Raw genomic sequence first — 24,539 nt, 5'->3', positions numbered from 1 at the left:
CCGCCATATTTGGCCGAGAGCATGGCGAAGGCGGTCTTGTTGTCCAGGTCACCGGCCAGGGCGCTGCCGTTTTCCTTGCCGATGAAATAGCCGAGATTGGCGCCCAGGGTCCAGTCGCCCATGGGCTGGCTGTGGGTCAGGTTGAAATATTGCTGCTGGTAGATGTCGGACAGTTCCGCGTACCACACGCCCACCTGGGTGCGTTTTTCGTTGAAGGCGTATTCGCCGCCGCCGAAGTTGAAGCGGTCGGAGGTGGCGGCGGGGCGGCCGTTCATGAACATGTCTTCCATGCTCGCATCGTTGCGCGGGCTGTTGCCGCGGAACTGGCCGCCATAGAGGCTCAGGCCGGCGATCTCGGTGGAAGTGACCTGGCCGCCGCGGAAGGTCTGCGGCAGGGAGCGCCCGTCGTCGGAACGCAGGATCGGCAGCACCGGCATCCATTCGCCGACCTTCAGCTCGGTCTTGGAGACCTTGGCCTTGAGCGCGACGCCCAGGCGGCCGAAGTCATCGGCGGGGCGACCGTCGTCGTGCACCGGCAGCAACTGCGTTCCTGCCGTGCCACGGCCACCATCGAGCTTGACCGAGTACAGGCCCAGCACGTCCACGCCGAACCCCACCGTGCCCTGGGTGAAACCGGACTTGGCGTCGAGGATGAAACTCTGGGTCCATTCCTCGGCCTTGCCCTGGGCATTGTTCGGGTTGGTGAAGTTGCGGTTGAAATAGGCGTTGCGCAGGTTCAGCGTGGCCTTGGCATCCTCGACGAAGCCTTCGGCCTGGGCGACGGTGGGCAGCAAGGCTGCCAGACTGCTGCAGCCGAGCAGGGTCAGGGCATGGCTGGTGCTGGAAAGGGTATGGCGAGAAGGACGGCTGGGGGAAAAACGGACACGTGTGCTCACAGTAACGCTCCCTACTTTTTTGTTGTTTTTATTTTTGTCATACGTCGTCGTACAACATGGCGAGATTATTTGTGGCCGCCGACTCCTTGTCAACTGGCCATTATTTGATTTCTACCAGTGGATGCACCTTGTGAATGGGGCTCTCGTCAAGGGCAGAGCGAGTGACAGCCGTGACGATAAGGACATCGTGCGTGGCGAAAGGGGCGATGGTTGCGTTTACGGTTGTGCGATGACTGGTCTAAGACATTAGTCGAAGGCCGGCATCTTGATGATTTGCCTGGCACCCGAACGAACATCATCGGCATCGTCCCTGTCGGGCACCTTTCTCCAGGGAACGCGTCACCCTCGGGAAGGGTCGTACCACCATGCCTTGTCGATCACATGGAGACCCAATGAACCAAGACGTCCCCAATGCCGATACCAACCGTCGCCAGTTGCTGCAGATCATCGCCGGGCTGTCGGACGGGGTGATGCTGATCGAAGTCGACCAGACGATCGCGTGGGCCAATGAGGCCGCATTGACCATGCACGGCGTCAGCGATCTGAATGACCTGGGTGGCAACGCCAAGGGGTACGCCCAGCGTTTCAACCTGCGCTATCGCAACAATCACGCGTTGCCCGAGGACAACTACCCCATCGCCCGGGTGGCCCGTGGCGATGAGTTCAGCGACGTGCTGGTGGAAGTCACCCCCAAGGCCGATCCCGATCGCACCTGGGTCCATCGGATCCGCAGCATGGTGCTGACCGACCGTGGCGGTGAACCGGAATACCTGGTGTTGATCCTCAGTGATGCCACCGAATGGGCCAGCGCCGAGCAGCGTTTCGAAAAAACCTTTGCCGCGAACCCGGCGCCGGCGGTGATCTGCCGTCTCAGTGACCTGCGCTATATCAAGGTCAATCCGGGTTTCCTGGAGATGACCGGCTACAGTCGCGACCAGGTGATCGGTCGTTCAGTCTATGAACTGGACGTGCTGGAAGCCGCGGAAAAACGTGACCTGGCCGTCGAGCGCCTGGGGCAGGGCGCGACCATTCCGCAGATGCAGGCCGAGCTGAGACTGCCCGATGGCGGCAGCAAACAGGTGATCGTCGCCGGCCAGCCACTGGACCTGCAGGACGAAGACTGCATGCTGTTTTCCTTCATGGACATGGAGCCGCGCCGCAAGGCCGAGACTGCGTTGCGCCAGAGCGAAGAGCGCTTCGCCAAGTCGTTCCGACTGTCTCCCGTGCCTACCCTGGTATGCAGCGCCGAGCAACAGTTGCTGGAAATCAACGAAGCGTTCCTGGAAACCACCGGTTATGCCAGCGAAGAGCTGCTGGGCAAGACCGTTGAAGAAATCGGCTTTATCGACAGCGAAGCCAGCGCCGCCCTGTTCGCCAAGCTGGAGAAGGCCGCCACGGTTTCAAGGATCGACGTCAAGGTGCAGAAAAAAGGTGGTGAGCTCATCGATTGTGAAGTGGCCGCCGATACGGTGCTGATACAGGACAAGCCTTGCTACCTGTTGGTGCTGATGAACATCACCGAACGCAAGCGCTCGGAGCTGGAGCTGGTGGCTGCCATCGAAGAGGTGATGAAGGATGCTTCCTGGTTCAGCCGGACCCTGATTGAAAAACTGGCCAATGTGAAAAGCATCAACGCACCGGTCCCCAGCGTGTCGTTCACCGAGCTGACCGCCCGGGAACGTGATGTGCTGGGGCTGATCTGCCAGGGACTGGCCGACAAGGAAATCGCCGCACGCTTGAAACTGGCCCCCAATACCGTGCGCAATCATGTGGCGACGCTGTATTCGAAGCTGGACGTCCATAGCCGTAGCGAGGCGATAGTGTGGGCGCGGGAACGGGGTCTGTTCGCCAATGAGTGGCGCATGAAGGCACCATGATAGCCAGTGCAAATGTACCTGGCCCGTTGGTGCAAATTCGGGTTTTGCCTGTAGCCAGGCTTCCTTACGCTGTCGGGGTGCGACGTCGTCGGTGATGTCGCGTCCCCCACGAAACAGTCAAGGAATACGCCACATGTGCAGCAAGCCAATCGAATGCGGGATTGACAGGACGTCTACGCGGGTCCGGAAGCCGCAGCTGTCCGCCATTCATTCGAACCCGTGGACCTGAGGTGCAGCGCATGACTCACCTGGCTCCCTTGCGTGCTCGTCTCGAAGAGAATTTTACGCCCCTGGCCTGCGAATGCAGCCTCAATGGCGACGGCACCCTGACCGTGCGCCTCTATCACCGTGAAAGCGGTGAAGTCGATCTGGTAGTAAGCGGCATGAGCATCGACAGCGTCCGGTCGGAAGAAAGCATTGCAAAGCTGATCGAAGAACTGCGTTATGAGCTGGGCAACACTCCGCTGTATCGCGGTGATCCCACCTGAAACTCCCTTCACCACCCCCTTCATTGCAAAGCCACGTCCTGGTTGATCGCTACAGCAGCGTCGCTCGGCAATCGAGCGCCAGGCGGGCTCCGCCCTGTTCGCTGCTGTCCACCTCAAGTGTAAATCCGTGCAGATTGACAATCGCCGCCACGATGGACAGGCCCAGGCCGAATCCACCGTGCTGGCTGCTGCCCTCTGCGCGATAGAAACGCCGGAACACGGCCTTGCGTTCCGCCTCCGGGATGCCGGGGCCGGAGTCGAGTACTTCGATGCGCGTGCTGTCGCCCTGGTCCACGCCCCGCAGGACGACCTCGCCTCCCGGCGGTGTGAACTTGATGGAATTGCTCAGCAGGTTCGACACGGCTTCGAACAGCAGCGCCCGGTCGCCATTGAGCAGGGGCAAGGTCTCGGGCACGTCGAGGCGGAAGGTCAGTTCGCGTTCTTCGGCCAGGGGCAGGTAGAAGTCGTGCAGTTCCTGCAAGAGTTGCAACGGGTCCAGGCGCACGAAACCCGAACGGCGCTGCTGGTCTTCCAGTTCGGAGATCCGCAGCAGCCCGCGAAACCGAGCCATCAGGGTATCCGTCTCGGCAATCACCTGATCCATCTGCAAGGCTTCGGGCGAGCCCTCTGCCGCTTCCTGCTGGATCCGGTAAAGCTGGGCGCGCAAGCGGGTGAGGGGCGTGCGCAGGTCGTGGGCGATGTTGTCGCACACGCCCTTGACCTCGTTCATCAGGCGCTCGATGCGATCGAGCATGGCGTTGACGATCGCCGCCAGCATGTCCAGTTCGTCGCGGCGGCTCGACAGTGGCAGGCGATGGGTGAGGTCGCCGGCCACAATGGCCTCGGCGCTGGCCTGCAGTTTGCGGATGCGCTGCAGTGGTCGGCGGCGCAGCAGATGCCAACCGGCGAGGCCCGGCAGGATGGTCAGCGACACGCCCCAGAACAATGCCCGCAGGATGATGTGCGTGACGGCGAAGAGCGAACCGTTGTCCCGTGCCAACACCAGCCAGCGTCCGTCCTGGGTCCGGGTCGCCACCGCATCGCAACTGTCCGAGGGCACGCCGGGGGCGTCGGAGTCGACGCAGCCGCCCAGCATGTGGATCTTGCCGTCCAGCGGCAGGTCGGCCGGAATCCGCTGGATCGGCCCGCTCAGGTGCCGCAGTTGCGGATCGAACAGGCCGTAGGCATCGACCCCGCGCTCGTCCAGGGTCAGGCTGGCCATGAGCGCGTCCTCCAGCTGGTCGGCATGGATGCGGGCAAACAGGTGCTGGCGCTGCATCAGGGAGTGTTTGGCCAGGCTGTCGAGGTAGCCGAACACTTCGTAATACATCACCCCCATCAACAGAGCGCTCCAGATCACGAACAGCGCGCTGTACAGCGCCAGCAGGCGGCTGCTGGAGGAGCGCCAGCCCTTAGCGGGGTTCAGCAATGACATAGCCGGAACCTCGCACGGTGCGAATCAGGGGTTCCAGGCCCGGCGGGTCGATCTTCTTGCGCAGACGACCAATGTGCACGTCGATCAGGTTGGTGCCGGGGTCGAAGTGATAGCCCCAGACTTCCTCGAAAATCATCATGCGCGAAAGGATCTGTCCGCTGTTGCGCATCAGGAATTCCAGCAACTTGTACTCGGTGGGCAACAGGCTGAGCAGTTGCCCGTTGCGGCTGGCCTCGCGGCTGATCAGGTTCAGTTCCAGGTCGGCGACCCGAAGGGCGGTTTGCGTTTCCTGGGCGCCGTTGTTGCGGCGCAGCAACACTTCGACACGAGCCGCCATCTCGTCGGTAGCGAAGGGCTTGGTCAGGTAGTCGTCGCCGCCGGCCCGGAGACCGCGTACCCGTTCATCCACATCGGACAGGGCGCTGATCATCAGGATCGGCGTCGCCACGCCCATGTTGCGCAGTGTGGTGACGATCACCAGGCCGTCGAGCTCGGGCAGCATGCGGTCGAGGGTAATCAAGTCGTAATCGCCGCTCACCGCGCGTTCCAGACCTTCGCGGCCATTGTCGACCCAGTCGACGCTCAGGCCGTTGCGGGTCAGCTCGGCGACAATCTCACGGGCGGTCACGGCGTCGTCTTCGATGGTCAGGATGCGGTTCATGGGCGGTACCGGGTTGAGAAAATGATGCCATTGCGCGGCATTCTGCCAAAGATTACCTGTCGGCTTTCTGAAAAAAAGTTCATCGAAGCCGCCAGCGATTTCCCTGGCCTGGATCAACACTTGGTCACAAATTATCCCTAACATGCGTTTCGCCCGCACTATCATGTGGCATCGATTGCCCCGCCTTGGCGCGCTCGCGCTGACGCAGGCACCGACGCAACCGGTGATGGTGTGCTGCAAGGAGCCGAGACCTCACTGGTCCTTCAATAAAAGCATCAAGGAAGAGCAGCATCATGCAGTCTCAAGACCTTCTACGCCGAAAATTCGACATCCAGCCCCTGGCCAGGGCCGACATGACGGTGTGCCTGGACGGGCGGATCGTCGACGCCGCCCACGGCGAAACCGTTCTTACCGTCATCCAGTCCCTGGGCCAGCGCCAGGTGGCCCGCAACGATCACCAGCAGATCAGCGGCGCGTATTGCGGCATGGGCGTGTGCCATTGCTGCCTCGTCAAGATCGATGGGCGTCACAAGCGCCGCGCCTGCCAGACCCGGGTGCGTCCCGGCATGCAGATCGAGACCCGGGCCAACCGCATCGCCGAAACGGAGGCGCCATGAGCCTCGATCCGGTGATTGTCGGCGGTGGGCCGGCGGGCATGGCCGCAGCCATCGAGCTGGCGGCCCATGGGGTGCGCAGCACTTTGCTCGAAGAGGCGCCGCGCCTGGGTGGCGTGGTCTATCGTGGGCCGTTGCGCGACGGTGTGAGCCTGGACTACCTGGGTTCCCGCTATAGCCAGACCCTGAACAGGCTTCACGGTGAGTTTCGCCAGTACGCCGGGCTGATCGACGTTCGGCTCGACAGCCGCGTCGTCGGAGCCGAAGGGTTCCGGGCGCTGATGCTGCTGGATGCCGACGAGCGTTTGCGGGAAGTCGCCTATTCCCATCTGGTATTGGCGGCCGGTTGCCATGAGCGCAGCGTGCCGTTTCCCGGATGGACGCTTGCCGGGGTGATGATGCTGGGTGGGTTGCAGCTACAGATCAAGAGCGGGGTGGTCAAGCCGCCCAGTCCGGTGGTGATCGCGGGCACCGGCCCGCTGCTGCCCCTGGTGGCCTGCCAGCTGCATGCTTCAGGCGTGGCCGTGGCCGGCGTGTACGAGGCGTGCGCATTGGGCAGGATCGCCAAGGAAAGCCTGGCCTTGCTGAACAAGCCACAGCTGTTTCTCGACGGCCTGAGCATGCTGGGCTATCTCAAGCTGCACGGCATTGCGGTGCGTTATGGCTGGGGCGTGGTGCGGGCCGATGGCGACGGTGAGCTGAGCTGTGTCACCGTCGCGCCTTATTCCAGCGACTGGGAGCCGGACCTGGCCCGTGCCGAACAAGTGCCGGCCCAGACCCTGGCGGTCGGCTACGGCTTCATTCCACGCACCCAGTTGAGCCAGCAGATGGGCCTGGAGCATGGCTTCAGCGACGACGGCTACCTCAGGGCGGTGTCCGATGCCTGGCAGCAAAGCAGCGAGGCCCATATCCACCTGGCTGGCGACATGGGCGGGATCCGTGGCGGTGAAGCGGCCATGCTGAGCGGGCGCATCGCCGCGCTATCGATCCTGATGCAAGGCAATGTGCTCGACCCTCGTACCGCCCTTGAGCGCCGCGAGCGCTACCAGGCGCAACTGGACCGCATCGTGAGCTTCCGCGCCGCCGTGGACCGATACACTCGCCGCGGTGCCGGGCAAACCGCGCTGCCCGCCGCCGATACGGTGATCTGCCGCTGCGAGCACGCCACCCGCGCTGATATCGACCGGGCCCTGGAGCAGGGCGTGCAGGACATGGCCAGCCTGAAAATGCGCACCCGGGTGAGCATGGGCGACTGCCAGGGGCGGATGTGCGTCGGCTATTGCAGCGACCGGCTGCGCGAAGCCACCGGACGTGGGGATGTGGGCTGGTTGCGACCGCGCTTCCCCATCGACCCGGTGCCCTTTTCAGCGTTCCAGAACGTAGGCCAGGAGGGCGTACGGCATGACTGAGTATCAGAGCCTGAAGGATTACGACGTGGTCATCGCCGGTGGCGGTGTGATCGGGGCTTCGTGTGCCTATCAGTTGTCCAAGCGCAAGCACTTGAAGATCGCGCTGATCGATGCCAAGCGCCCGGGCAATGCCACCCGGGCTTCCGCGGGAGGCCTGTGGGCCATCGGCGAGTCCGTGGGGCTGGGGTGCGGGGTGATTTTCTTTCGCATGATGTCGGCCAACCGCAAGCGCCAGGCCCAGGGCGCCGCCGTGGCGGTGGACGCCAGTACGCCGCACATCCTGCCGCAATCGTTCTTCGACTTCGCCTTGCAGTCCAACGCCTTGTATCCGCAATTGCACCGGGAGTTGATGGACAACCACGGCATGGATTTCAAGTTCGAGGAGACCGGGCTCAAATTCGTGATCTATGACGATGAGGACCGCTTGTACGCCGAGCATATCGTCGCCTGCATCCCGCACCTGGCGGACCAGGTCCGCTGGCTCGACCAGGCCGCCCTGCGCGAGGCCGAGCCGAATGTCAGCCACGAGGCCCGGGGAGCGCTGGAGTTCCTGTGCGATCATCAGGTCAGTCCGTTCCGCCTGGCGGACGCCTATACCGAAGGCGCTCGACAGAACGGCGTCGACCTGTTCTTCAACACCAACGTCACCGAGGTCCTGCGCAAGGGCATGCGGGTCACCGGGGTGAAGACCGCCGAGGCGGGCACCTTCAATTGCCGGACCCTGATCAACGCCGCCGGTGCCTGGGCGGCGGACCTGAGTGAGCAGGCCACCGGCGTGCGGATTCCGGTCAAGCCGGTCAAGGGCCAGATCCTGTTGACCGAACGCATGCCGAAGATCCTCAAGGGCTGCCTGACCACCAGCGATTGTTATGTGGCCCAGAAGGACAACGGCGAAATCCTGATTGGCAGCACCACCGAAGACAAAGGCTTTGACGTGACCACCACGTACCCGGAAATCGAGGGGTTGGTCCAGGGTGCAGTGCGGTGCATCCCGCAATTGGCCGACATCAACCTGAAGCGGACCTGGGCCGGCCTGCGCCCTGGATCTCCCGACGAGTTGCCGATCCTGGGGCCGATGCGGGGCGTGGAAGGCTACCTCAATGCCTGCGGGCATTTCCGCACCGGCATCCTGACCTCGGCCATCACCGGGGTATTGCTGGACAAATTGGTGAACGACGAGCCGTTGCCACTGGACATCACGCCGTTCCTGGCGGATCGGTTCGAGGTGGCACCAGCGTTCGTGGAGCCGAAGGAAGTGGAACCGGCCTGAGCAAATCCTGTTTGGGATCTGTGGCGAATACATATCCCGCCGTCACCCGAAAACAAACTGTGGGAGCGAGCTTGCTCGCGATAGCGTAAGGTCAGTCAGCATCCATGTTGGCTGGTACCCCGCCATCGCGAGCAAGCTCGTTCCCACAGGGATCCGGGGTGAATCAGAATCCTGCGCTCGACCGCCATCGCCGGTTATTCCATCGGCGTGCTGACAAACGCCTCCAACCCTTCGGCATAGGCGGTGAACGCGCTGATCGAAGGAAAGGACTTGCCCTGCACCTGATCCGGTACCACCAGGTTGGTGAAGCTCCAGGCCACTGCCAGGGTGATGCCTGCCTGATCGAGTGAGCCGTCGGTGATCAGGGGCTGTTTCACCAGTTCCTGTTCGAGCATGCCATAGGCCGCCGCCAGTTGGCCTTCAACCCGTTCGACCCAGGGGGCGTGTTGGATTTCTGTCGGCCGCAGGTTGCGTTCGTAGTAGATCTGCACCGACTTCTCGCACGCCGCCAGGGCCAGGCCGATAAGGCGCAGGGTGCGCAGCCGTTGCCCGCTGTCGACCGGCATCAGGCTTTTGCCCGGTGTGGCCAAGACCTCGAGGTGGTCGATGATCAACGTGGAGTCCATCAGCACCGCGCCATCGTCGAGCACCAGGGTCGGCGCCTTGACCACCGGGTTGATGCGCTGGAACTGTTCGAACTGCCTGAACACCGAAATCGATTCATGTTCCAGGGCAATGTCCAGGCATTTGGCGGAAATGGCGACGCGTCGTACGAATGGCGAGTCCAGCATGCCGATCAGTTTCATGGTGCTTCCTTCTGTGGTTGGACGGTCCGGGTTTCTAGTCCTCGAATCCTGCCTGTTCGTGGATTTCATCGACCTTGAGCTCCAGCCGGTAGGCCACGGCAATGAACAATGCCTGGCACAGGCAAAGGGTAGCGCTCAGGGAGCGAAACGCGAACGAGCTGCCTTCGTTTACCAGCAACACCGTATTGGCCCGTTTGGCCAGGGGCGACAGGTTGCTGTCGGTGATGATCAGGGTCTTGGCCTGGTGATGCTGGGCGATGCGCAGGCAATGCTGGGTTTCCTTGCCGTACGGGGTGAAGCTGATGGCGATCACCAGGTCGTTGGCCCGGACGCTGCGCATCTGCTCGCGATAGCTGCCACCGAGCCCGGACACCAGGTGAATGCGCTTGTTGGTGTGTTGCAGGTTGTACACCAGGTAATCGGCTACCGCGAAGGAACGCCGGACGCCCACCACATAGATATTGTCGGCATTGACCACCAGGTCCACGGCCTTGTCGAACGCCTGGTCGTCCAGTTCCAGCCCCAATCGCTCGATGCCCGAGAGTGTGGCGTTGATGCATTCGCGCGCCAGGTCGCCGCCGCAGGCCTTCTGGGATTTGTTGGCGATCATGCTGCGAATGCGCTGCTGGTAGTTCTGTACCGGCGTGGTCTTGTGGGTGTAGGCCTCCCGGAACAGCGCCTGCATTTCACTGAACCCGCTGAAACCGAAGCGTTGGGAAAAACGCACGATGGCCGACGGATGCACTTCGCATTCGCGAGCGATATCACTGATACGGTCGACCATGATGCGGTCGCTTTGCTGGCTCATGTAGCTGGCGATGCGTTTGAGCTGGCGCGGCAGGCTTTCATATTCCTCGGTGATCAGTTGCAACAGGCGTTCGGCATTGATCGGTGGGGTTGCGAGGGCGGACGCGCGCTCGGACGGCTCCGGCAGATCGGGGCGGGTCATAGAAAATCCTTCTGGCTTGTTCTTATAGGGCGGTCCGATAACGTCCCGGCCCTCGACAACAGGTTGGCTGGTCGCAGTCTACAGCGTAGGCGCAAGGAAAATAATGAGCGCGGCAGGCGACGTGACCTGCTGAAACGATGCACTGCGCCTGTCGCGGTTCCGAGCACAGGGTATTGGAAAAAATATTCCACGTAAAAAATTTATAGAATAATTATTGATATTTGCCCGTGGCTCGTTTTAGTCTGCATCCACCAACGCGTTGGCACCGCTCCGGCGGCGAACGCAGGCTGATAAAAATAACAGGAGCCAGCATGGGCCAGACTCGTTTTGCCAGTGGGCGTCAATTGGATGTGATCTGCCTGGGACGCCTGGGTGTCGACCTGTACGCGCAACAAGTCGGGGCGCGGCTGGAAGATGTCACAAGCTTCGCCAAATACCTGGGTGGCTCATCGGCCAATATCGCTTTCGGCACCGCTCGGCTCGGGCTCAGGTCCGCCATGCTGAGCCGGGTAGGGGACGACCACATGGGACGCTTCCTGGTGGAGTCCCTGGCCCGTGAGGGCTGCGATGTCAGCGGCATCAAGGTCGATCCGCAACGCCTGACCGCCCTGGTGCTGCTGGGTATCAAGGACCGGGAAACCTTCCCCCTGGTGTTCTACCGGGAAAACTGCGCCGACATGGCGTTGCGCGCCGAAGACATAGACGAGGCCTTTATCGCCTCCAGCAAGGCCCTGTTGATCACCGGCACTCATTTCTCCACCGACAGCGTCTACAAGGCCAGTATCCAGGCGCTGGACCATGCCCAGAAGCACAACGTCAGGCGGATCCTGGACATCGATTATCGCCCGGTGCTCTGGGGCTTGGCCGGCAAGGCCGATGGCGAGACCCGTTTCGTGGCCGACCAGACCGTCAGCCGGCATGTGCAAGGCATCCTTCCGCGTTTTGACCTGATCGTCGGCACCGAGGAGGAATTCCTGATCGCCGGTGGCAGCACGGATCTGCTGGCCGCGCTGCGCACCGTGCGTTCGCTGACGGCGGCGACCCTGGTGGTCAAGCTCGGCCCGCAGGGTTGCACGGTGATCCACGGCGCCATCCCCGACCGGCTTGAAGACGGTGCGATCTATCCGGGCGTCAAGGTGGAGGTCCTGAATGTCCTGGGGGCCGGCGATGCCTTCATGTCGGGCTTTCTCGCCGGCTGGCTGGAGGAAGCCGACGATGCGCGCTGCTGCCAGTTGGCCAATGCCTGTGGCGGCCTGGTGGTGTCGCGCCATGCCTGTGCCCCGGCGATGCCGACCCGGGCCGAACTCGATTACCTGTTCGACAGCCCGGTGCCCATCACCCGGCCGGACCAGGATGTCGCATTGCAACGGCTTCATCAGGTCAGTGTGCCTCGCAGGGCCTGGAAACAACTGTTCATCTTTGCCTTCGATCACCGTTGGCAACTGGTGGAACTGGCTCAAAAAGGCGACCGGGACCTGAGCAGCATCGGCGCGCTCAAGCAACTGTTCATCCAGGCGGTGGAGCGAGTCGAAGTCGATCTGCGTCGCCAGGGCATCGAGGCGGACGTCGGGTTGCTGGCCGATCAACGTTTCGGCCAGGATTCCCTCAATGCCGCCACCGGACGCGGCTGGTGGGTGGCGCGCCCGGTGGAGGTGCAAGGCTCGCGGCCGCTGGCTTTCGAGCATGGCCGCTCCATCGGCAGCAACCTGATCGCCTGGCCAGGCGAGCAGATCATCAAGTGTCTGGTGCAATTTCATCCCGATGACGAGCCGCTGCTGCGCCTGGAGCAGGAGGCGCAGTTGATGGGGTTGTACAAGGCATCCCAGGTCAGTGGCCATGAACTGCTGCTGGAAGTCATCCCGCCCAAGGATCATCCATCGCCGCATCCGGACGTGCTCTATCGCGCCTTGAAGCGCCTCTACAACCTGGGGATCTTTCCGGCCTGGTGGAAGATCGAAGCCCAGACCGCAGAGCAGTGGAAGCAACTCGATGAGTTGATCCAGCAGCGCGATCCGTACTGCCGTGGTGTGGTGCTGCTGGGCCTCAATGCTCCGGCCTCGGCCCTGGCCGAAGGTTTTCGCCAGGCCAGCCAGAGCGCTACCTGCCGGGGTTTTGCCGTGGGGCGCACGATCTTCCAGGAACCGAGCCGAGCCTGGCTGGCGGGGGAGATCGATGACGAAACGCTGATCAGGCAGGTACAGGGCACGTTCGTGGAACTGATCGACGCGTGGCGAGCGGCCCGGGCGTGACCGATGGAACAAGCATCCGTGGCGAGGGGATAACCCCCCTTGCCACAGTAGTGTTGCGTTCACCCATGCATTCAGTTTGAAAACAATAAAAGGTGCAGCCATGCCCGCGATTCGAATTGGCATCAACCCGATTTCCTGGAGCAACGACGACTTGCCCTCGTTGGGCGGCGAGACACCGTTGAGCACCGCGCTGAGCGAGGGCAAGGCCATCGGCTATGAAGGTTTCGAGCTCAACGGCAAGTTTCCCAAGGACGCCAAGGGTGTGGGCGATGTGCTGCGCCCCTATGACCTGGCACTGGTCTCGGGTTGGTATTCCAGTCGTCTGGCCCGACGCTCGGCAGCCGAGGAAATCGACGCCATTGCCAGCCATGTCGAGTTGCTGGCGCAGAATGGCGCCACGGTGCTGGTCTACGGGGAAGTCGCCGACTCCATCCAAGGCCAGCGGATTCCCCTGATCGAGCGGCCGCGCTTTCACACCGACGAGGCCTGGCAGGCCTATGCCGACAAGCTGACCGAACTGGCCCGCTTCACGTTGTCCCAGGGGGTGCGTCTGGCCTATCACCATCACATGGGCGCTTATGTCGAGTCGCCTTCGGACATCGACAAGTTGATGGCTCTGACCGGTAGCGAAGTCGGCCTGCTGTTCGACTCGGGACACTGCTACATGGGCGGCGGCGAACCGCTGCAAGTCTTGCGCAAGCACATCGAGCGGATCTGCCACGTGCATTTCAAGGATGTGCGCAAGCCGGTGGTGCAGCTGGCGCGCAACAACCTGTGGAGCTTTCCCGACTGCATCATCAACGGCACCTTCACCGTGCCGGGGGATGGCGACATCGACTTCGCCGCGTTGCTCGACGTCCTGTTGGCCGCCGACTACCAGGGATGGCTGGTGGTGGAGGCCGAGCAGGATCCCGCCGTGGCGCCGAGCTATGTGTATGCCAAGAAGGGCTACGACACCCTGCGCGCCTTGCTGCAAGAGAGGATCCCGGCATGAGCCTGTTGATCAAGAGTCAAGCCAGCGGCCGGACCGTGGTGGCGTTGCCCCCGGGCGAGCTGGAATACGTCGGCTTCACGGCCTGTCGCCTGAGCCTCGGCGAAACCCTGCCGGTGGCCGCGGCCGACAAGGAGCTGTGCCTGGTGCTGCTCAGCGGGCGTATCGGTCTGAAGGGCGAGGCGCCGGGGCAGGGCGTTTTCGATTGGGACAACCTGGGTGATCGCCAGTCGGTGTTCGAGGACAAGTCGCCCTATGCCGCCTACCTGCCCCCCGGCAGCCAGGCCCTGGTGACCGCCTTGAGCGACGTGCAACTGGCGGTATGTGCCGCCCCGGGTTCGGCCGGAAACGAGTACGGCCCGCGCCTGATCCTGCCCGACAGCATGAAGCGCAGCGTTCGCGGCAAGGGTGCCAACACCCGGTATGTCTGCGACATCCTGCCGGACAGCGAGCCAGCCCATTCGCTGCTGGTGGTGGAGGTGCGCACGCCTTCGGGCCATTCGTCCAGCTACCCGCCCCACAAGCACGACACCGACGACCTGCCGCACCAGAGCTTCCTGGAAGAAACCTATTACCACCAGATCAGTCCGCCCCAGGGCTTCGTGTTCCAACGGGTCTATACCGACGATCGCAGCATCGACCAGGCCATGGCCGTGGAAAACAGCGACCTGGTCGTGGTGCCCAAGGGGTACCACCCGGTCAGCGTGCCCTACGGGTACGAGTCGTACTACCTGAATGTCATGGCCGGCCCGAAGCGGGTCTGGCAGTTCCATAACGACCCGCAGCACAGTTGGCTGCTGGACCTCTGAACGTCCCATCGCCCGTTTTGCACGAATGCCGGAGGAATAACAATGAACAAGCCCCTGCGTTTTGCCTTGAACCGAATGGTTGCGCCACGCCTGTCACTGCCTGAGTTCATCGACCTGGCCCTGGCCTTGAAAACCGATGCCATTGAAATCCGCAACGATCTGCAGGGCGTCGAGATCGAGAACGGCATGGCACCGGCCAGCGTGCGCCAGTTATGCGAGGCGCGGGGCATCAAGGTGCTGTCGATCAATGCCCTTTACCCTTTCGATGTGTGGAACGAAGAGCGCCGTGTCCAGGCCGTGAGGCTGGCCGACTACGCCCGCGAATGTGGTGCCCAGGGGCTGGTGATGTGTCCATTGAACGATCGCGCCGACCCGCGCAGCGAGGCCGAACGTTCGGCGGGGCTGCGTACCGCCCTGGGTGAGCTGGCGCCGATCCTGCGGGCCTTCGGTGTCTACGGCTATATCGAGCCCCTGGGGTTCGAGGAGTGCTCGCTGCGCCTCAAGCGCACGGCGGTGGAAGCGATCGCGGACACCGATACCCAGGATGTGTTTCGCCTGGTGCATGACACCCTTCACCATCATCTGGCGGGGGAGCGGGAGTGCTTTGCCGAGTTGACCGGCCTGGTGCACATCTCCGGCGTCGAAGATGCCCTGGCGCCCCTGGCGACGATCCGGGACGGTCACCGGGTGCTGGTGGGCGAGGGCGATATCCTCGGCAATGCCGCGCAGATCGAAGCGTTGCGGGCCGGCGGGTATGACGGCTACCTGTCCTTCGAACCGTTCGCCGAAAGCGTCCATCAGTTGGCTGACCTGCGCCAGGCGCTGGGAGCAAGCATGAATCACCTGCAGAACTCCCAGGCCTGACTGCCGTGTCGGGAAACTTTTCATGTGGGAGCGGGCTCGCCCGTCCAGGCGTCGGCATCGCATCGATGTCGCTGGCACGGCGCCTGCCCGGGGCAGGCCGGCTTCCACGCTCGATCGAGTTGCGTTTGAAAAAGGTGCAAGCATGTCCACAACACGACTGACCATGGCCCAGGCCCTGGTGAAATTCCTCGATAACCAGTATGTCGAGGTCGACGGCGTCCAGAGCAAGTTCATCGCCGGCGTCTTTACCATATTCGGTCACGGCAACGTGCTGGGCCTGGGCCAGGCGCTGGAGCAGGACAGCGGCGACCTGGTGGTGCACCAGGGGCGTAACGAGCAGGGCATGGCCCACGCCGCCATCGGCTTCGCCAAGCAGCACCTGCGTCGGAAAATCTATGCCTGCACCTCATCGGTCGGCCCCGGCGCGGCGAACATGCTGACCGCTGCCGCCACGGCCACCGCCAACCGTATCCCGTTGCTGCTGTTGCCCGGCGATGTCTATGCCAGCCGCCAGCCGGACCCGGTCCTGCAACAGATCGAGCAGTTCCACGACCTGAGCATCAGCACCAACGATGCGTTCAAGGCCGTGAGCAAATACTGGGATCGGATCAATCGCCCCGAACAATTGATGACCGCCGCGATCCACGCCATGCGCGTGCTCACCGACCCTGCCGAGACCGGTGCGGTGACCCTGGCGCTGCCCCAGGACGTACAAGCCGAGGCCTACGACTACCCGGACTATTTCCTGCAAAAACGCGTGCATCGGATCGACCGCCGGCCGGCCACCGAGGCGATGCTGGGGGATGCCCTGGCATTGCTCAAGGGCAAGCGCAAGCCGCTGATCATCGCGGGCGGGGGCGTGAAGTATGCCGGCGCCAACGCCGCCCTCCAGGGGTTCGCCGAACGCTTCGAGATCCCCTTCGCCGAGACCCAGGCCGGCAAGAGCGCGGTGGTGTCCAGCCATCGTCTGAACGTGGGCGGTATCGGCGAAACCGGCTGCCTGGCGGCGAACCTGCTGGCCAAGGAAGCGGACCTGATCATCGGTATCGGTACTCGCTACAGCGATTTCACCACCGCCTCGAAATGGCTGTTCCAGCACCCGGAGGTGCAGTTCCTCAATCTCAACATCAGCCCATGCGACGCGTTGAAGCTCGATGGCGTGCAACTGGTGGCCGATGCCCGTTCGGGACTCGAGGCCTTGTCGTGCGCCCTGGGCGACTATCGCGCCGAATGGGGCGGGCGCATCGCCGAAGCCAGGGCTCGGCTGGATGCCGAGGTGGATCGGGTCTACCAGGCCGACTATCGAACCGAGAATTTCGTCCCGGAAATCAACGACCGCACGGACCCGGCGGTGTTGCGCGAATTCATCGAACTCACCGGCTCCTGCCTGACCCAGAGTCGTGTACTGGGTACCCTCAACGAAACCCTGGACGACGACGCCATCATCGTGGCCGCCGCTGGCAGCCTGCCTGGCGACTTGCAGCGCAGCTGGCGCAGCAAGGGCGTGAACACCTACCACGTCGAGTACGCGTATTCCTGCATGGGGTATGAGGTGAATGCGGCGTTGGGCGTGAAGCTCGCCGAGCCTGGAAAAGAGGTATATGCCCTGGTGGGCGATGGCTCCTACATGATGTTGCATTCGGAGCTGGCGACCTCGATCCAGGAACGGCGCAAGATCAATGTGGTGCTGCTGGACAACATGACCTTCGGCTGCATCAACAACCTGCAGATGGAACATGGCATGGACAGCTTCGGCACTGAATTCCGCTTCCGCAACCCGGACACCGGCAAGCTCGACGGCGGCTTCGTACCGGTGGATTTCGCCATGAGCGCGGCGGCCTATGGCTGCAAGACCTACAGGGTCAAGACCCTCGAGGAACTGCACGCGGCCCTGGCCGATGCGCGACGGCAGACCGTCTCGACCCTGATCGACATCAAGGTCCTGCCCAAGACCATGATCCACAAGTACTTGTCATGGTGGCGTGTCGGCGTGGCGCAGGTCTCCACCAGCACCCGTACCGATGAGGTCGCCCGCACCCTCAATGAACGACTGGCCCAGGCCCGTCAGTACTGATTGCCCCACCCAAACAACACAAGGAGTTGCAAATGTCTTTGAAGCTGGGCGTCATCGGCACCGGGGCCATCGGCCAGGATCATATCCGTCGTTGCAGCCAGACCTTGCTCAACAGCCAGGTGGTGGCGGTGACTGACATCAACCTCTCCCAAGCGGCAAAGGTCGTGGCCGACCTGAACCTCACCGCCGAGGTGTACCCCGATGGACATGCATTGATCAAGGCCCCGGAAGTGGAGGCGATCCTGGTCACCTCCTGGGGACCGAGCCACGAGGAATTCGTGCTGGCGGCCGTCGCGGCCGGCAAGCCGGTGTTCTGCGAAAAACCCCTGGCGGTGACGGCCGAAGGCTGCCGCAGGATCGTCGACGCCGAGGTGGCCCATGGCAAGCGCCTGGTGCAGGTGGGTTTCATGCGGCCTTACGACCAGGGGTATCGGGCGCTCAAGGGGGTGATCGACAGCGGACAGATCGGCGAGCCGCTGATGCTGCACTGCGCTCACCGCAACCCGAGGGTGGGGGAGAATTACAAGACCGACATGGCCATCACCGACACCCTGATCCATGAGCTGGATGTGCTGCGCTGGTTGCTGGCCGACGACTACGTCTCGGTGCAGGTGGTGTTTCCACGCAAGACCAGCAAGGCCCTGGCTCACTTGCGTGACCCGCAGGTGGTGCTGCTGGAGACCGCCAGGGGCACTCGCATCGACGTGGAGGTGTTCGTCAATTGCCAGTACGGCTACGACATCCAGTGCGAAGTGGTGGGGGAGACCGGCATCGCCCGGCTTGCGGAACCGTCCCAGGTCCAGCTGCGCAGTGAGGCCAAACTGTCCAATGCCATCCTGATGGATTGGAAGGACCGTTTCATCGCCGCCTATGACGTCGAGCTGCAGGCATTCATCGATGGCGTGCGCGCCGGCCAGGTGGGTGGACCGTCGGCCTGGGATGGGTTTGCGGCGGCGGTGGCGGCGGATGCCTGTATTGAGGCGCAGCAGAGTGGGCAGATCGTCAAGGTCAGCTTGCCCGAGCGTCCGCCCTTCTACGGTTAACCCCAATCCCCTGTGGGAACGGGCTTGCTCGCGATAGCGGTGGGTCAGGCAACATTAATACTGGCTGATCCGACGCCATGGCGAGCAAGCTCGCTCCCACAGAGGACAGTGTCATATCCAGACAAGGAGCTTTCATGCGAATCGGACTAGTCGGCTACGGCAAGGGTGGGCGGTTTTTTCACGCGCCGCTGATCAGCAGCCTGCCGGGGGCTACGTTCGTCGGCGTGGTGACCCGGTCCGTCGAGCGACGCCAGCAGTTGGCGAGTGATTACCCACACGTCCAGGCTTTTGACACCCTCGCCGAACTGGTGGCGGCGGGCATCGACGCGGTGGTGTTGTCCACGCCTTTGGACGGCCGCCCGGCGGTGGTGATGGAGGCGATTGAACTCGGTGTGGCGGTGGTCAGCGACAAACCTTTTGCCCGGGACGCCGCGCAGGCCGAGGCAATGGTGGTGGCGGCCGAGCGGTGCAATGTGCCGCTCTGTGTGTACCAGAACCGTCGCTGGGATTCGGATTACCTGACCCTGCGCAAACTGCTGGCGTCCGGAGCCTTGGGGCAGGTCATTCGTTTCGAGTCCAGTGTCGAGCGCTATTCACCGACATCGGTTGGCAAAGGCAGCGGTGGTGGTTTCCTGCGCGATCTGGGCAGCCATCTGGTGGACCAGGCGCTGCAATTGTTCGGGCCGGTGACCAGGGTCTACGCCGAGCTGGACTACCGCCAGCCAGGCCAGGTATTCGACAACGGCTTCTTTGTGTCCCTGACCCATGCCAACGGCGTGGTTTCCCACCTGAGCGGCAACTGCCTGCAAAACGCACCGCGGCCGCGCTTTCGGGTCAGCGGCAGCGAGGGCAGTTATACCGTCGAAGGCCTCGATGGCCAGGAAGCCCTGGCGCTTGCCGGGTTGAGCCCGGCGACGGAGGGGGAACGCTGGGGTACCGAGGAACATCGACGCTGGGGGTGGTTCGAACAGGGTGGCGAGCGCGAGCGCGTGGCATCGGAGCGGGGTTGCTGGATCGAGTTCTACCAACGCCTGCAGCTCGCCTTGCAGGGCGCTGGCCCGCTGCCGGTCCAGGCCCGTGACGCCTGGGCGACGACCTCTATCCTGGACGCCGCCCGGCAGAGCGCCGAGGGGGGCGAAGTGCAGGTATTGCCCACGCCTGTCGGCCATGGAATAAAAGACGAATAAAATTCTAAAATAAGTTGATGTGGAAAATATTTTCCAATAAAGTCGTTTCCAGGTTACCGACACCCTGTTCCCATCCGTTGCCTGTCCTGAACGGATGACGAACTCAACAAAAACAAGAAACACAGCCAGGTACCGTCGATGAAAACCTTCAACCGTTCTGCGTTTCACCTGCCCCGTCCGTTGCGCCTGTCCGCAATTCTTCCTCTGTTCGAATCCCTGTGCATCCAGCGCCAAGGCGCCGTGGTGTGTTGCGTGCCGGGGGCGCCCATCGTGCGCCTGCCCCGTTCCTGAGAGCCGTCTCGCCTTATCCATAAAATCAACAAGAATGTGGAGAAAGACCGTTCATGAAGATCAAGACCCGTATCGCCTCGCTGGCCCTGTCGTTGATGTTCGCCAGCGGTGCTGCCCTGGCGGACCTGAAGATCGGCGTCAGCATGTCGCAGTTCGATGACACCTGGCTGACCTACCTGCGCGAATCCATGGACAAGAAAGCCAAGTCCATGCCGGACGGCGTCACGTTGCAATTCGAGGACGCCCGCAGCGATGTGGTCAAGCAACTGAGCCAGGTGGAAAGCTTCATCAGCCAGAAGGTCGACGCCATCATCGTCAACCCGGTGGACACCGCCGCGACCCAGCGCATCACCAAGGCCGCCGTGGCCGCGGGCATTCCCCTGGTCTACGTCAATCGTCGGCCCGATGACCTGAAATTGCCGGCGGGCGTGGTGACCGTCGCCTCCGACGACCTGGAAGCCGGGCGGATGCAGATGCAGTACCTGGCGCAAAAGATGGGCGGCAAGGGCAATATCGTGATCCTGCTGGGAGACCTGGCCAACAACTCCACCACCAACCGCACCAAGGGCGTCAAGGAAGTACTGGCCAAATACCCCGATATCAAGATCGAGCAGGAACAGACCGGGACCTGGTTGCGCGACAAGGGCATGACCCTGGTCAACGACTGGCTGACCCAGGGGCGCGAGTTCCAGGCGGTGGTGGCCAACAACGATGAGATGGCCATTGGCGCCTCGATGGCCCTGAAACAGGCCGGCCAGAAAAAAGGCAGCGTTTTGATCGCCGGGGTCGATGGCACGCCGGACGGCTTGAACGCCATCAAGAAGGGCGACATGGCGGTCTCGGTGTTCCAGGACGCCAAGGGCCAGGCGGATGGCTCCATCGATACAGCCGTGAAAATGGTCAAGAAACAAGCGGTGGAGCCGGCGGTGTGGGTGCCGTATCGCCTGATCACCCCGGAAAACGTCGCCCAGTTCAAGTGACGTCCAGCGCAGCCTCGGTCCGACCACACTAATCAGCAGGCAAGGTCGCCACGCCGATCTTGCCGAGGGAGTACCTGATCATGTTCGCCTCAGCGACTGCTTCGAGCGCCCCGGCAATGACTGTCCAGCCGGGCACACTACCTGACGAGCCCTACCTGTTGGAGGTCGTCAATGTCAGCAAGGGGTTCCCTGGCGTGGTGGCCCTGTCCGACGTGCAATTGCGGGTACGTCCCGGTTCCGTGCTGGCCCTGATGGGGGAAAACGGCGCGGGCAAGTCCACCCTGATGAAGATCATCGCCGGCATCTACCAGCCGGATGCCGGTGAATTGCGCCTGCGAGGCAAGCCGGTGGCGTTCGACACGCCCCTGGCCGCGTTGCAGGCCGGCATCGCGATGATCCACCAGGAGTTGAACCTGATGCCCCACATGAGCATCGCCGAAAACATCTGGATCGGCCGCGAACAGCTCAACGGCCTGCACATGATCGATCACGGGGAAATGCACCGCTGCACCGCCAGGTTGCTGGAGCGCCTGCGCATCAACCTCGATCCCGAGGAACAGGTAGGCAACCTCAGCATTGCCGAGCGGCAGATGGTGGAAATCGCCAAGGCCGTGTCCTACGACTCCGACATTCTCATCATGGATGAACCGACCTCGGCCATCACCGAAACGGAAGTCGCCCATCTGTTTTCCATCATTGCCGACCTCAAGTCCCAGGGCAAAGGCATCATCTACATCACCCACAAGATGAACGAAGTGTTTGCCATCGCCGACGAGGTGGCGGTGTTCCGCGATGGTGCCTACATCGGCCTGCAACGGGCCGACAGCATGGATGGCGACAGCCTGATTTCGATGATGGTCGGGCGTGAGTTGAGCCAGCTTTTCCCGGAGCGGGAAACGCCCATCGGCGAACAGGTCCTGGCGGTACGCGACCTGAGCCTGGACGGTGTCTTCAAGGGGGTGTCCTTCGACCTGCATGCCGGGGAGATCCTGGGGATCGCCGGGTTGATGGGGTCGGGGCGGACCAATGTGGCCGAGGCGATCTTTGGCGTGACCCCGGCGACCGGCGGCCAGATTCTGCTCGACGGCCAACCGGTGCGCATCAGTGACCCGCACATGGCCATCGAGAAAGGTTTTGCGCTGTTGACCGAGGACCGCAAGCTCAGTGGGCTGTTCCCGTGCCTGTCGGTACTGGAAAACATGGAAATGGCGGTGTTGCCCCATTACGTCGGCAACGGCTTCATCCAGCAGAAGGCCCTGCGAGCCCTGTGCGAAGACATGTGCAAGAAACTCAGGGTCAAGACCCCGTCCCTGGAGCAGTGCATCGACACCCTGTCCGGCGGCAACCAGCAGAAAGCGCTGCTGGCCCGCTGGCTGATGACCAACCCACGCATCCTGATCCTCGATGAGCCGACCCGGGGCATCGACGTCGGCGCCAAGGCCGAGATCTACCGGCTGATTGCCTTCCTCGCCAGCGAGGGCATGGCGGTGATCATGATTTCTTCGGAGCTGCCTGAGGTGCTGGGCATGAGCGACCGGGTGCTGGTCATGCACGAGGGCGACCAGATGGGCATCCTCGACCGCAGCGAAGCGACCCAGGAACGGGTCATGCAACTGGCCTCGGGTTTGTCCGCGGTCCACTAGGTTTTGTACAAAAAGTGCCTGCGCAACGATCAGGCTGCATTGAAAACAGGCTCGTGCGAGTCCGCTCGAAATGATCATAGACAGCTCGCCAAGTCGAGCGCGTTCCTCGCCTGTTTTCGCCTTGCCTGATCGCCACTCGGCGACTTTTCGTACAAACCCTTGCGATCAAACGGTTCGACAGCGATCCCCATGCCGTCGACATGTCATGAAAAAGGTGAATGGCTATGAACGCGATACTGGAAAACAAACCCGCGGCGGCGCCGGCCAGGACGCGTCGGCGGTTGCCAACGGAGCTGAGTATCTTCCTGGTGCTGATCGGCATCGGCCTGGTGTTCGAACTGTTTGGCTGGATCATGCGCGACCAGAGTTTCCTGATGAACTCCCAGCGCCTGGTGTTGATGATCCTGCAAGTGTCGATCATTGGCCTCTTGGCCATCGGGGTGACCCAGGTCATCATCACCACCGGTATCGACCTATCGTCCGGCTCAGTGCTGGCGCTGTCGGCGATGATCGCCGCGAGCCTGGCCCAGACCTCGGATTTCGCCCGGGCGGTGTTTCCTTCCCTGACTGACCTGCCGGCCTGGATCCCCGTAGTGGCGGGGTTGGGGGTAGGCCTGCTGGCCGGTGCGATCAACGGCAGCATCATCGCCATCACCGGCATCCCGCCTTTTATCGCCACCCTCGGCATGATGGTGTCGGCCCGTGGGCTGGCGCGTTACTACACGGAAGGCCAGCCGGTGAGCATGCTGTCGGATTCCTACACCGCCATCGGCCACGGGGCCATGCCGGTGATCATTTTCCTGGTGGTGGCGGTGATCTTTCATATTGCCCTGCGCTACACCAAGTACGGCAAATACACCTACGCCATCGGTGGCAACATGCAGGCGGCACGGACCTCGGGGATCAACGTCAAGCGTCACCTGGTGATCGTCTACAGCATCGCCGGGTTGCTGGCGGGGCTGGCCGGCGTGGTCGCCTCGGCACGGGCCGCAACCGGCCAGGCGGGCATGGGCATGTCCTACGAGCTGGATGCGATTGCCGCAGCGGTCATTGGCGGCACGAGCCTGGCGGGTGGGGTGGGGCGCATCACCGGGACGGTGATCGGAGCGCTGATCCTCGGTGTCATGGCCAGCGGCTTCACCTTCGTGGGGGTCGATGCCTACATCCAGGACATCATCAAGGGCGTGATCATCGTGGTGGCGGTGGTCATCGACCAGTACCGCAACAAGCGCAAGCTCAAGCGCTGAGGCCAGGGAACGGGCCCGCCTCCGTCCCGGGCCCTGCGACAAAGCGCCACGCCTGACCGCGTGGCGTTGCCATTTGTCTTCTCAATACAGCCACGGCACCGAATTTCTTGTTATAAACGCATTCCGATAACCGCCTGGCGCCTGTCAGACGGCTTTTAAAGGGGGTGTCGGATATTTTCCCTATGTTTTCAGTTGCTGAGGCTTCGACTCGGCCTTAGACTGCCGCCCCTCGTAAATTGAGTGCCGGGTGGCGCTTGGAATAAACGGCGCCTTCCCGATGAGCGTGGCAGCTTAGTGCGGGACGCTCCATAATTCGCCTTAATGCACGTTTTTTTATAGAGAAATCAATGACAAAGGAAAAGTTGCTGGCCATGCCGGCGGATGACTACATGAATGCCGAGCAGCTGGCTTTCTTCACCAAGCTGTTGCAGAACATGAAAGTCGAAACCCACGAGCGCATCGAACAGAACCGAATCGCCATTGAAAGTCTGGATTCCCCGGCTGACCCCGCAGACGCTGCTTCCGTAGAAGAAGAGCGTACCTGGCTGGTCAACGCCATCGACCGTGACCAGCGCATGCTGCCCCAGCTGGAGCAAGCCCTGGACCGTATCAACGACGACAGCTTCGGCTGGTGTGATGACAGCGGCGAGCCGATCGGCCTCAAGCGCCTGCTGATCAGCCCGACCACCAAATACTGCATCGAAGCCCAGGAACGTCACGAGCAGATCGACAAGCACCAGCGTCAGGCCTGATTTT

The 24,539-nt window shown here is 62.5% G+C and carries 21 protein-coding genes and 1 pseudogene; 17 read left to right on the top strand and 5 right to left on the bottom strand.

The window, feature by feature from the left end:
* On the bottom strand, nucleotides 1-827 hold an 827-nt coding region (locus BT179_RS20360; protein WP_371264413.1), incomplete at its 3' end, for an OprD family outer membrane porin.
* Nucleotides 828-1,288: 461 nt separating this feature from the next.
* Between BT179_RS20360 and BT179_RS20355 the strand changes: the two genes are divergently transcribed.
* On the top strand, nucleotides 1,289-2,773 hold the full coding sequence (locus tag BT179_RS20355) for a helix-turn-helix transcriptional regulator (RefSeq protein ID WP_072396106.1): 1,485 nt from the start codon (nucleotides 1,289-1,291) through the stop codon (nucleotides 2,771-2,773).
* Nucleotides 2,774-3,012: 239 nt separating this feature from the next.
* Complete coding sequence (locus BT179_RS20350) at nucleotides 3,013-3,261, top strand: DUF1652 domain-containing protein (protein WP_072431450.1); 249 nt, start codon at nucleotides 3,013-3,015, stop codon at nucleotides 3,259-3,261.
* Nucleotides 3,262-3,310: 49 nt separating this feature from the next.
* On the opposite strand, the gene BT179_RS20345 is transcribed toward BT179_RS20350, so the two are convergent.
* Both BT179_RS20345 and BT179_RS20340 read right to left on the bottom strand, forming a co-directional pair.
* Nucleotides 3,311-4,696: a sensor histidine kinase gene (locus BT179_RS20345; RefSeq protein WP_072396111.1), complete on the bottom strand. Its 1,386-nt coding sequence runs from the start codon at nucleotides 4,694-4,696 to the stop codon at nucleotides 3,311-3,313.
* On the bottom strand, nucleotides 4,674-5,357 hold the full coding sequence (locus BT179_RS20340; protein ID WP_072396113.1) for a response regulator transcription factor: 684 nt from the start codon (nucleotides 5,355-5,357) through the stop codon (nucleotides 4,674-4,676). The genes BT179_RS20345 and BT179_RS20340 overlap by 23 nt, the downstream gene beginning before the upstream one ends.
* A gap of 293 nt (nucleotides 5,358-5,650) precedes the next feature.
* On the opposite strand from BT179_RS20340, the gene hcnA reads away from it, so the two are divergent.
* The 3 genes from hcnA to hcnC are packed head-to-tail and all read left to right on the top strand — an operon-like array spanning nucleotide 5,651 to nucleotide 8,650.
* Complete coding sequence (hcnA, locus tag BT179_RS20335; protein WP_072396115.1) at nucleotides 5,651-5,974, top strand: cyanide-forming glycine dehydrogenase subunit HcnA; 324 nt, start codon at nucleotides 5,651-5,653, stop codon at nucleotides 5,972-5,974.
* Nucleotides 5,971-7,380, top strand: a complete 1,410-nt coding sequence (gene hcnB / locus BT179_RS20330) for a cyanide-forming glycine dehydrogenase subunit HcnB (protein ID WP_072431451.1) — start codon at nucleotides 5,971-5,973, stop codon at nucleotides 7,378-7,380. The genes hcnA and hcnB overlap by 4 nt, the downstream gene beginning before the upstream one ends.
* A complete protein-coding gene (hcnC, locus tag BT179_RS20325; RefSeq protein ID WP_072431452.1) occupies nucleotides 7,373-8,650 on the top strand; it encodes a cyanide-forming glycine dehydrogenase subunit HcnC in 1,278 nt (425 codons plus the stop codon). The genes hcnB and hcnC overlap by 8 nt, the downstream gene beginning before the upstream one ends.
* 557 nt (nucleotides 8,651-9,207) lie before the next feature.
* Here the strand turns inward: hcnC and BT179_RS27280 are convergent.
* Both BT179_RS27280 and BT179_RS20315 read right to left on the bottom strand, forming a co-directional pair.
* Nucleotides 9,208-9,456 (bottom strand): annotated as a pseudogene (locus BT179_RS27280) (glutathione S-transferase N-terminal domain-containing protein); the annotation flags it as partial.
* 34 nt (nucleotides 9,457-9,490) lie between these two features.
* Nucleotides 9,491-10,405, bottom strand: a complete 915-nt coding sequence (locus BT179_RS20315) for a MurR/RpiR family transcriptional regulator (RefSeq protein WP_072396142.1) — start codon at nucleotides 10,403-10,405, stop codon at nucleotides 9,491-9,493.
* Between the two features lie 311 nt (nucleotides 10,406-10,716).
* On the opposite strand from BT179_RS20315, the gene iolC reads away from it, so the two are divergent.
* The 12 genes from iolC (at nucleotide 10,717) to BT179_RS20260 (ending at nucleotide 24,535) form a co-directional block, all read left to right on the top strand.
* On the top strand, nucleotides 10,717-12,654 hold the full coding sequence (gene iolC, locus BT179_RS20310) for a bifunctional 5-dehydro-2-deoxygluconokinase/5-dehydro-2-deoxyphosphogluconate aldolase (RefSeq protein ID WP_072396144.1): 1,938 nt from the start codon (nucleotides 10,717-10,719) through the stop codon (nucleotides 12,652-12,654).
* A 100-nt stretch (nucleotides 12,655-12,754) separates the two neighbouring features.
* Nucleotides 12,755-13,648, top strand: coding sequence for a myo-inosose-2 dehydratase (gene iolE, locus BT179_RS20305; protein WP_072396146.1), 894 nt, complete (start codon nucleotides 12,755-12,757; stop codon nucleotides 13,646-13,648).
* Complete coding sequence (gene iolB / locus BT179_RS20300) at nucleotides 13,645-14,454, top strand: 5-deoxy-glucuronate isomerase (protein WP_072396148.1); 810 nt, start codon at nucleotides 13,645-13,647, stop codon at nucleotides 14,452-14,454. Before iolE ends, iolB begins: the two co-directional genes overlap by 4 nt.
* Before the next feature lie 42 nt (nucleotides 14,455-14,496).
* Nucleotides 14,497-15,318, top strand: coding sequence for a TIM barrel protein (locus tag BT179_RS20295; protein ID WP_072431454.1), 822 nt, complete (start codon nucleotides 14,497-14,499; stop codon nucleotides 15,316-15,318).
* Nucleotides 15,319-15,460: 142 nt separating this feature from the next.
* Nucleotides 15,461-17,392: a 3D-(3,5/4)-trihydroxycyclohexane-1,2-dione acylhydrolase (decyclizing) gene (iolD, locus tag BT179_RS20290; RefSeq protein ID WP_072431455.1), complete on the top strand. Its 1,932-nt coding sequence runs from the start codon at nucleotides 15,461-15,463 to the stop codon at nucleotides 17,390-17,392.
* Between the two features lie 32 nt (nucleotides 17,393-17,424).
* Nucleotides 17,425-18,435 carry a bifunctional inositol 2-dehydrogenase/D-chiro-inositol 1-dehydrogenase gene (locus BT179_RS20285; RefSeq protein ID WP_072431456.1) on the top strand — a complete coding sequence of 337 codons (1,011 nt, stop codon included), beginning with the start codon at nucleotides 17,425-17,427 and terminating at the stop codon, nucleotides 18,433-18,435.
* Between the two features lie 134 nt (nucleotides 18,436-18,569).
* The gene (locus tag BT179_RS20280) at nucleotides 18,570-19,622 is read left to right on the top strand and encodes a Gfo/Idh/MocA family protein (protein ID WP_072431457.1); all 1,053 of its coding nucleotides are present in this window, start codon (nucleotides 18,570-18,572) and stop codon (nucleotides 19,620-19,622) included.
* Between the two features lie 138 nt (nucleotides 19,623-19,760).
* Nucleotides 19,761-19,913: a hypothetical protein gene (locus tag BT179_RS26805; protein ID WP_165887479.1), complete on the top strand. Its 153-nt coding sequence runs from the start codon at nucleotides 19,761-19,763 to the stop codon at nucleotides 19,911-19,913.
* 53 nt (nucleotides 19,914-19,966) lie between these two features.
* Entirely contained in the window at nucleotides 19,967-20,893 is a 927-nt protein-coding gene (locus tag BT179_RS20275; protein ID WP_072396167.1) for a sugar ABC transporter substrate-binding protein, read from the top strand.
* A gap of 80 nt (nucleotides 20,894-20,973) precedes the next feature.
* The gene (locus BT179_RS20270) at nucleotides 20,974-22,536 is read left to right on the top strand and encodes a sugar ABC transporter ATP-binding protein (protein ID WP_072431458.1); all 1,563 of its coding nucleotides are present in this window, start codon (nucleotides 20,974-20,976) and stop codon (nucleotides 22,534-22,536) included.
* Between the two features lie 224 nt (nucleotides 22,537-22,760).
* The gene (locus tag BT179_RS20265) at nucleotides 22,761-23,783 is read left to right on the top strand and encodes an ABC transporter permease (protein WP_072396170.1); all 1,023 of its coding nucleotides are present in this window, start codon (nucleotides 22,761-22,763) and stop codon (nucleotides 23,781-23,783) included.
* 347 nt (nucleotides 23,784-24,130) lie between these two features.
* Nucleotides 24,131-24,535, top strand: a complete 405-nt coding sequence (locus BT179_RS20260) for a TraR/DksA family transcriptional regulator (RefSeq protein ID WP_072396172.1) — start codon at nucleotides 24,131-24,133, stop codon at nucleotides 24,533-24,535.
* The last annotated feature ends 4 nt before the right edge of the window (nucleotides 24,536-24,539 follow it).

The organism is Pseudomonas sp. NFACC43 (assembly GCF_900119645.1).
Lineage (GTDB): Bacteria > Pseudomonadota > Gammaproteobacteria > Pseudomonadales > Pseudomonadaceae > Aquipseudomonas.
This window is presented reverse-complemented; position numbering and strand designations above follow the sequence as displayed.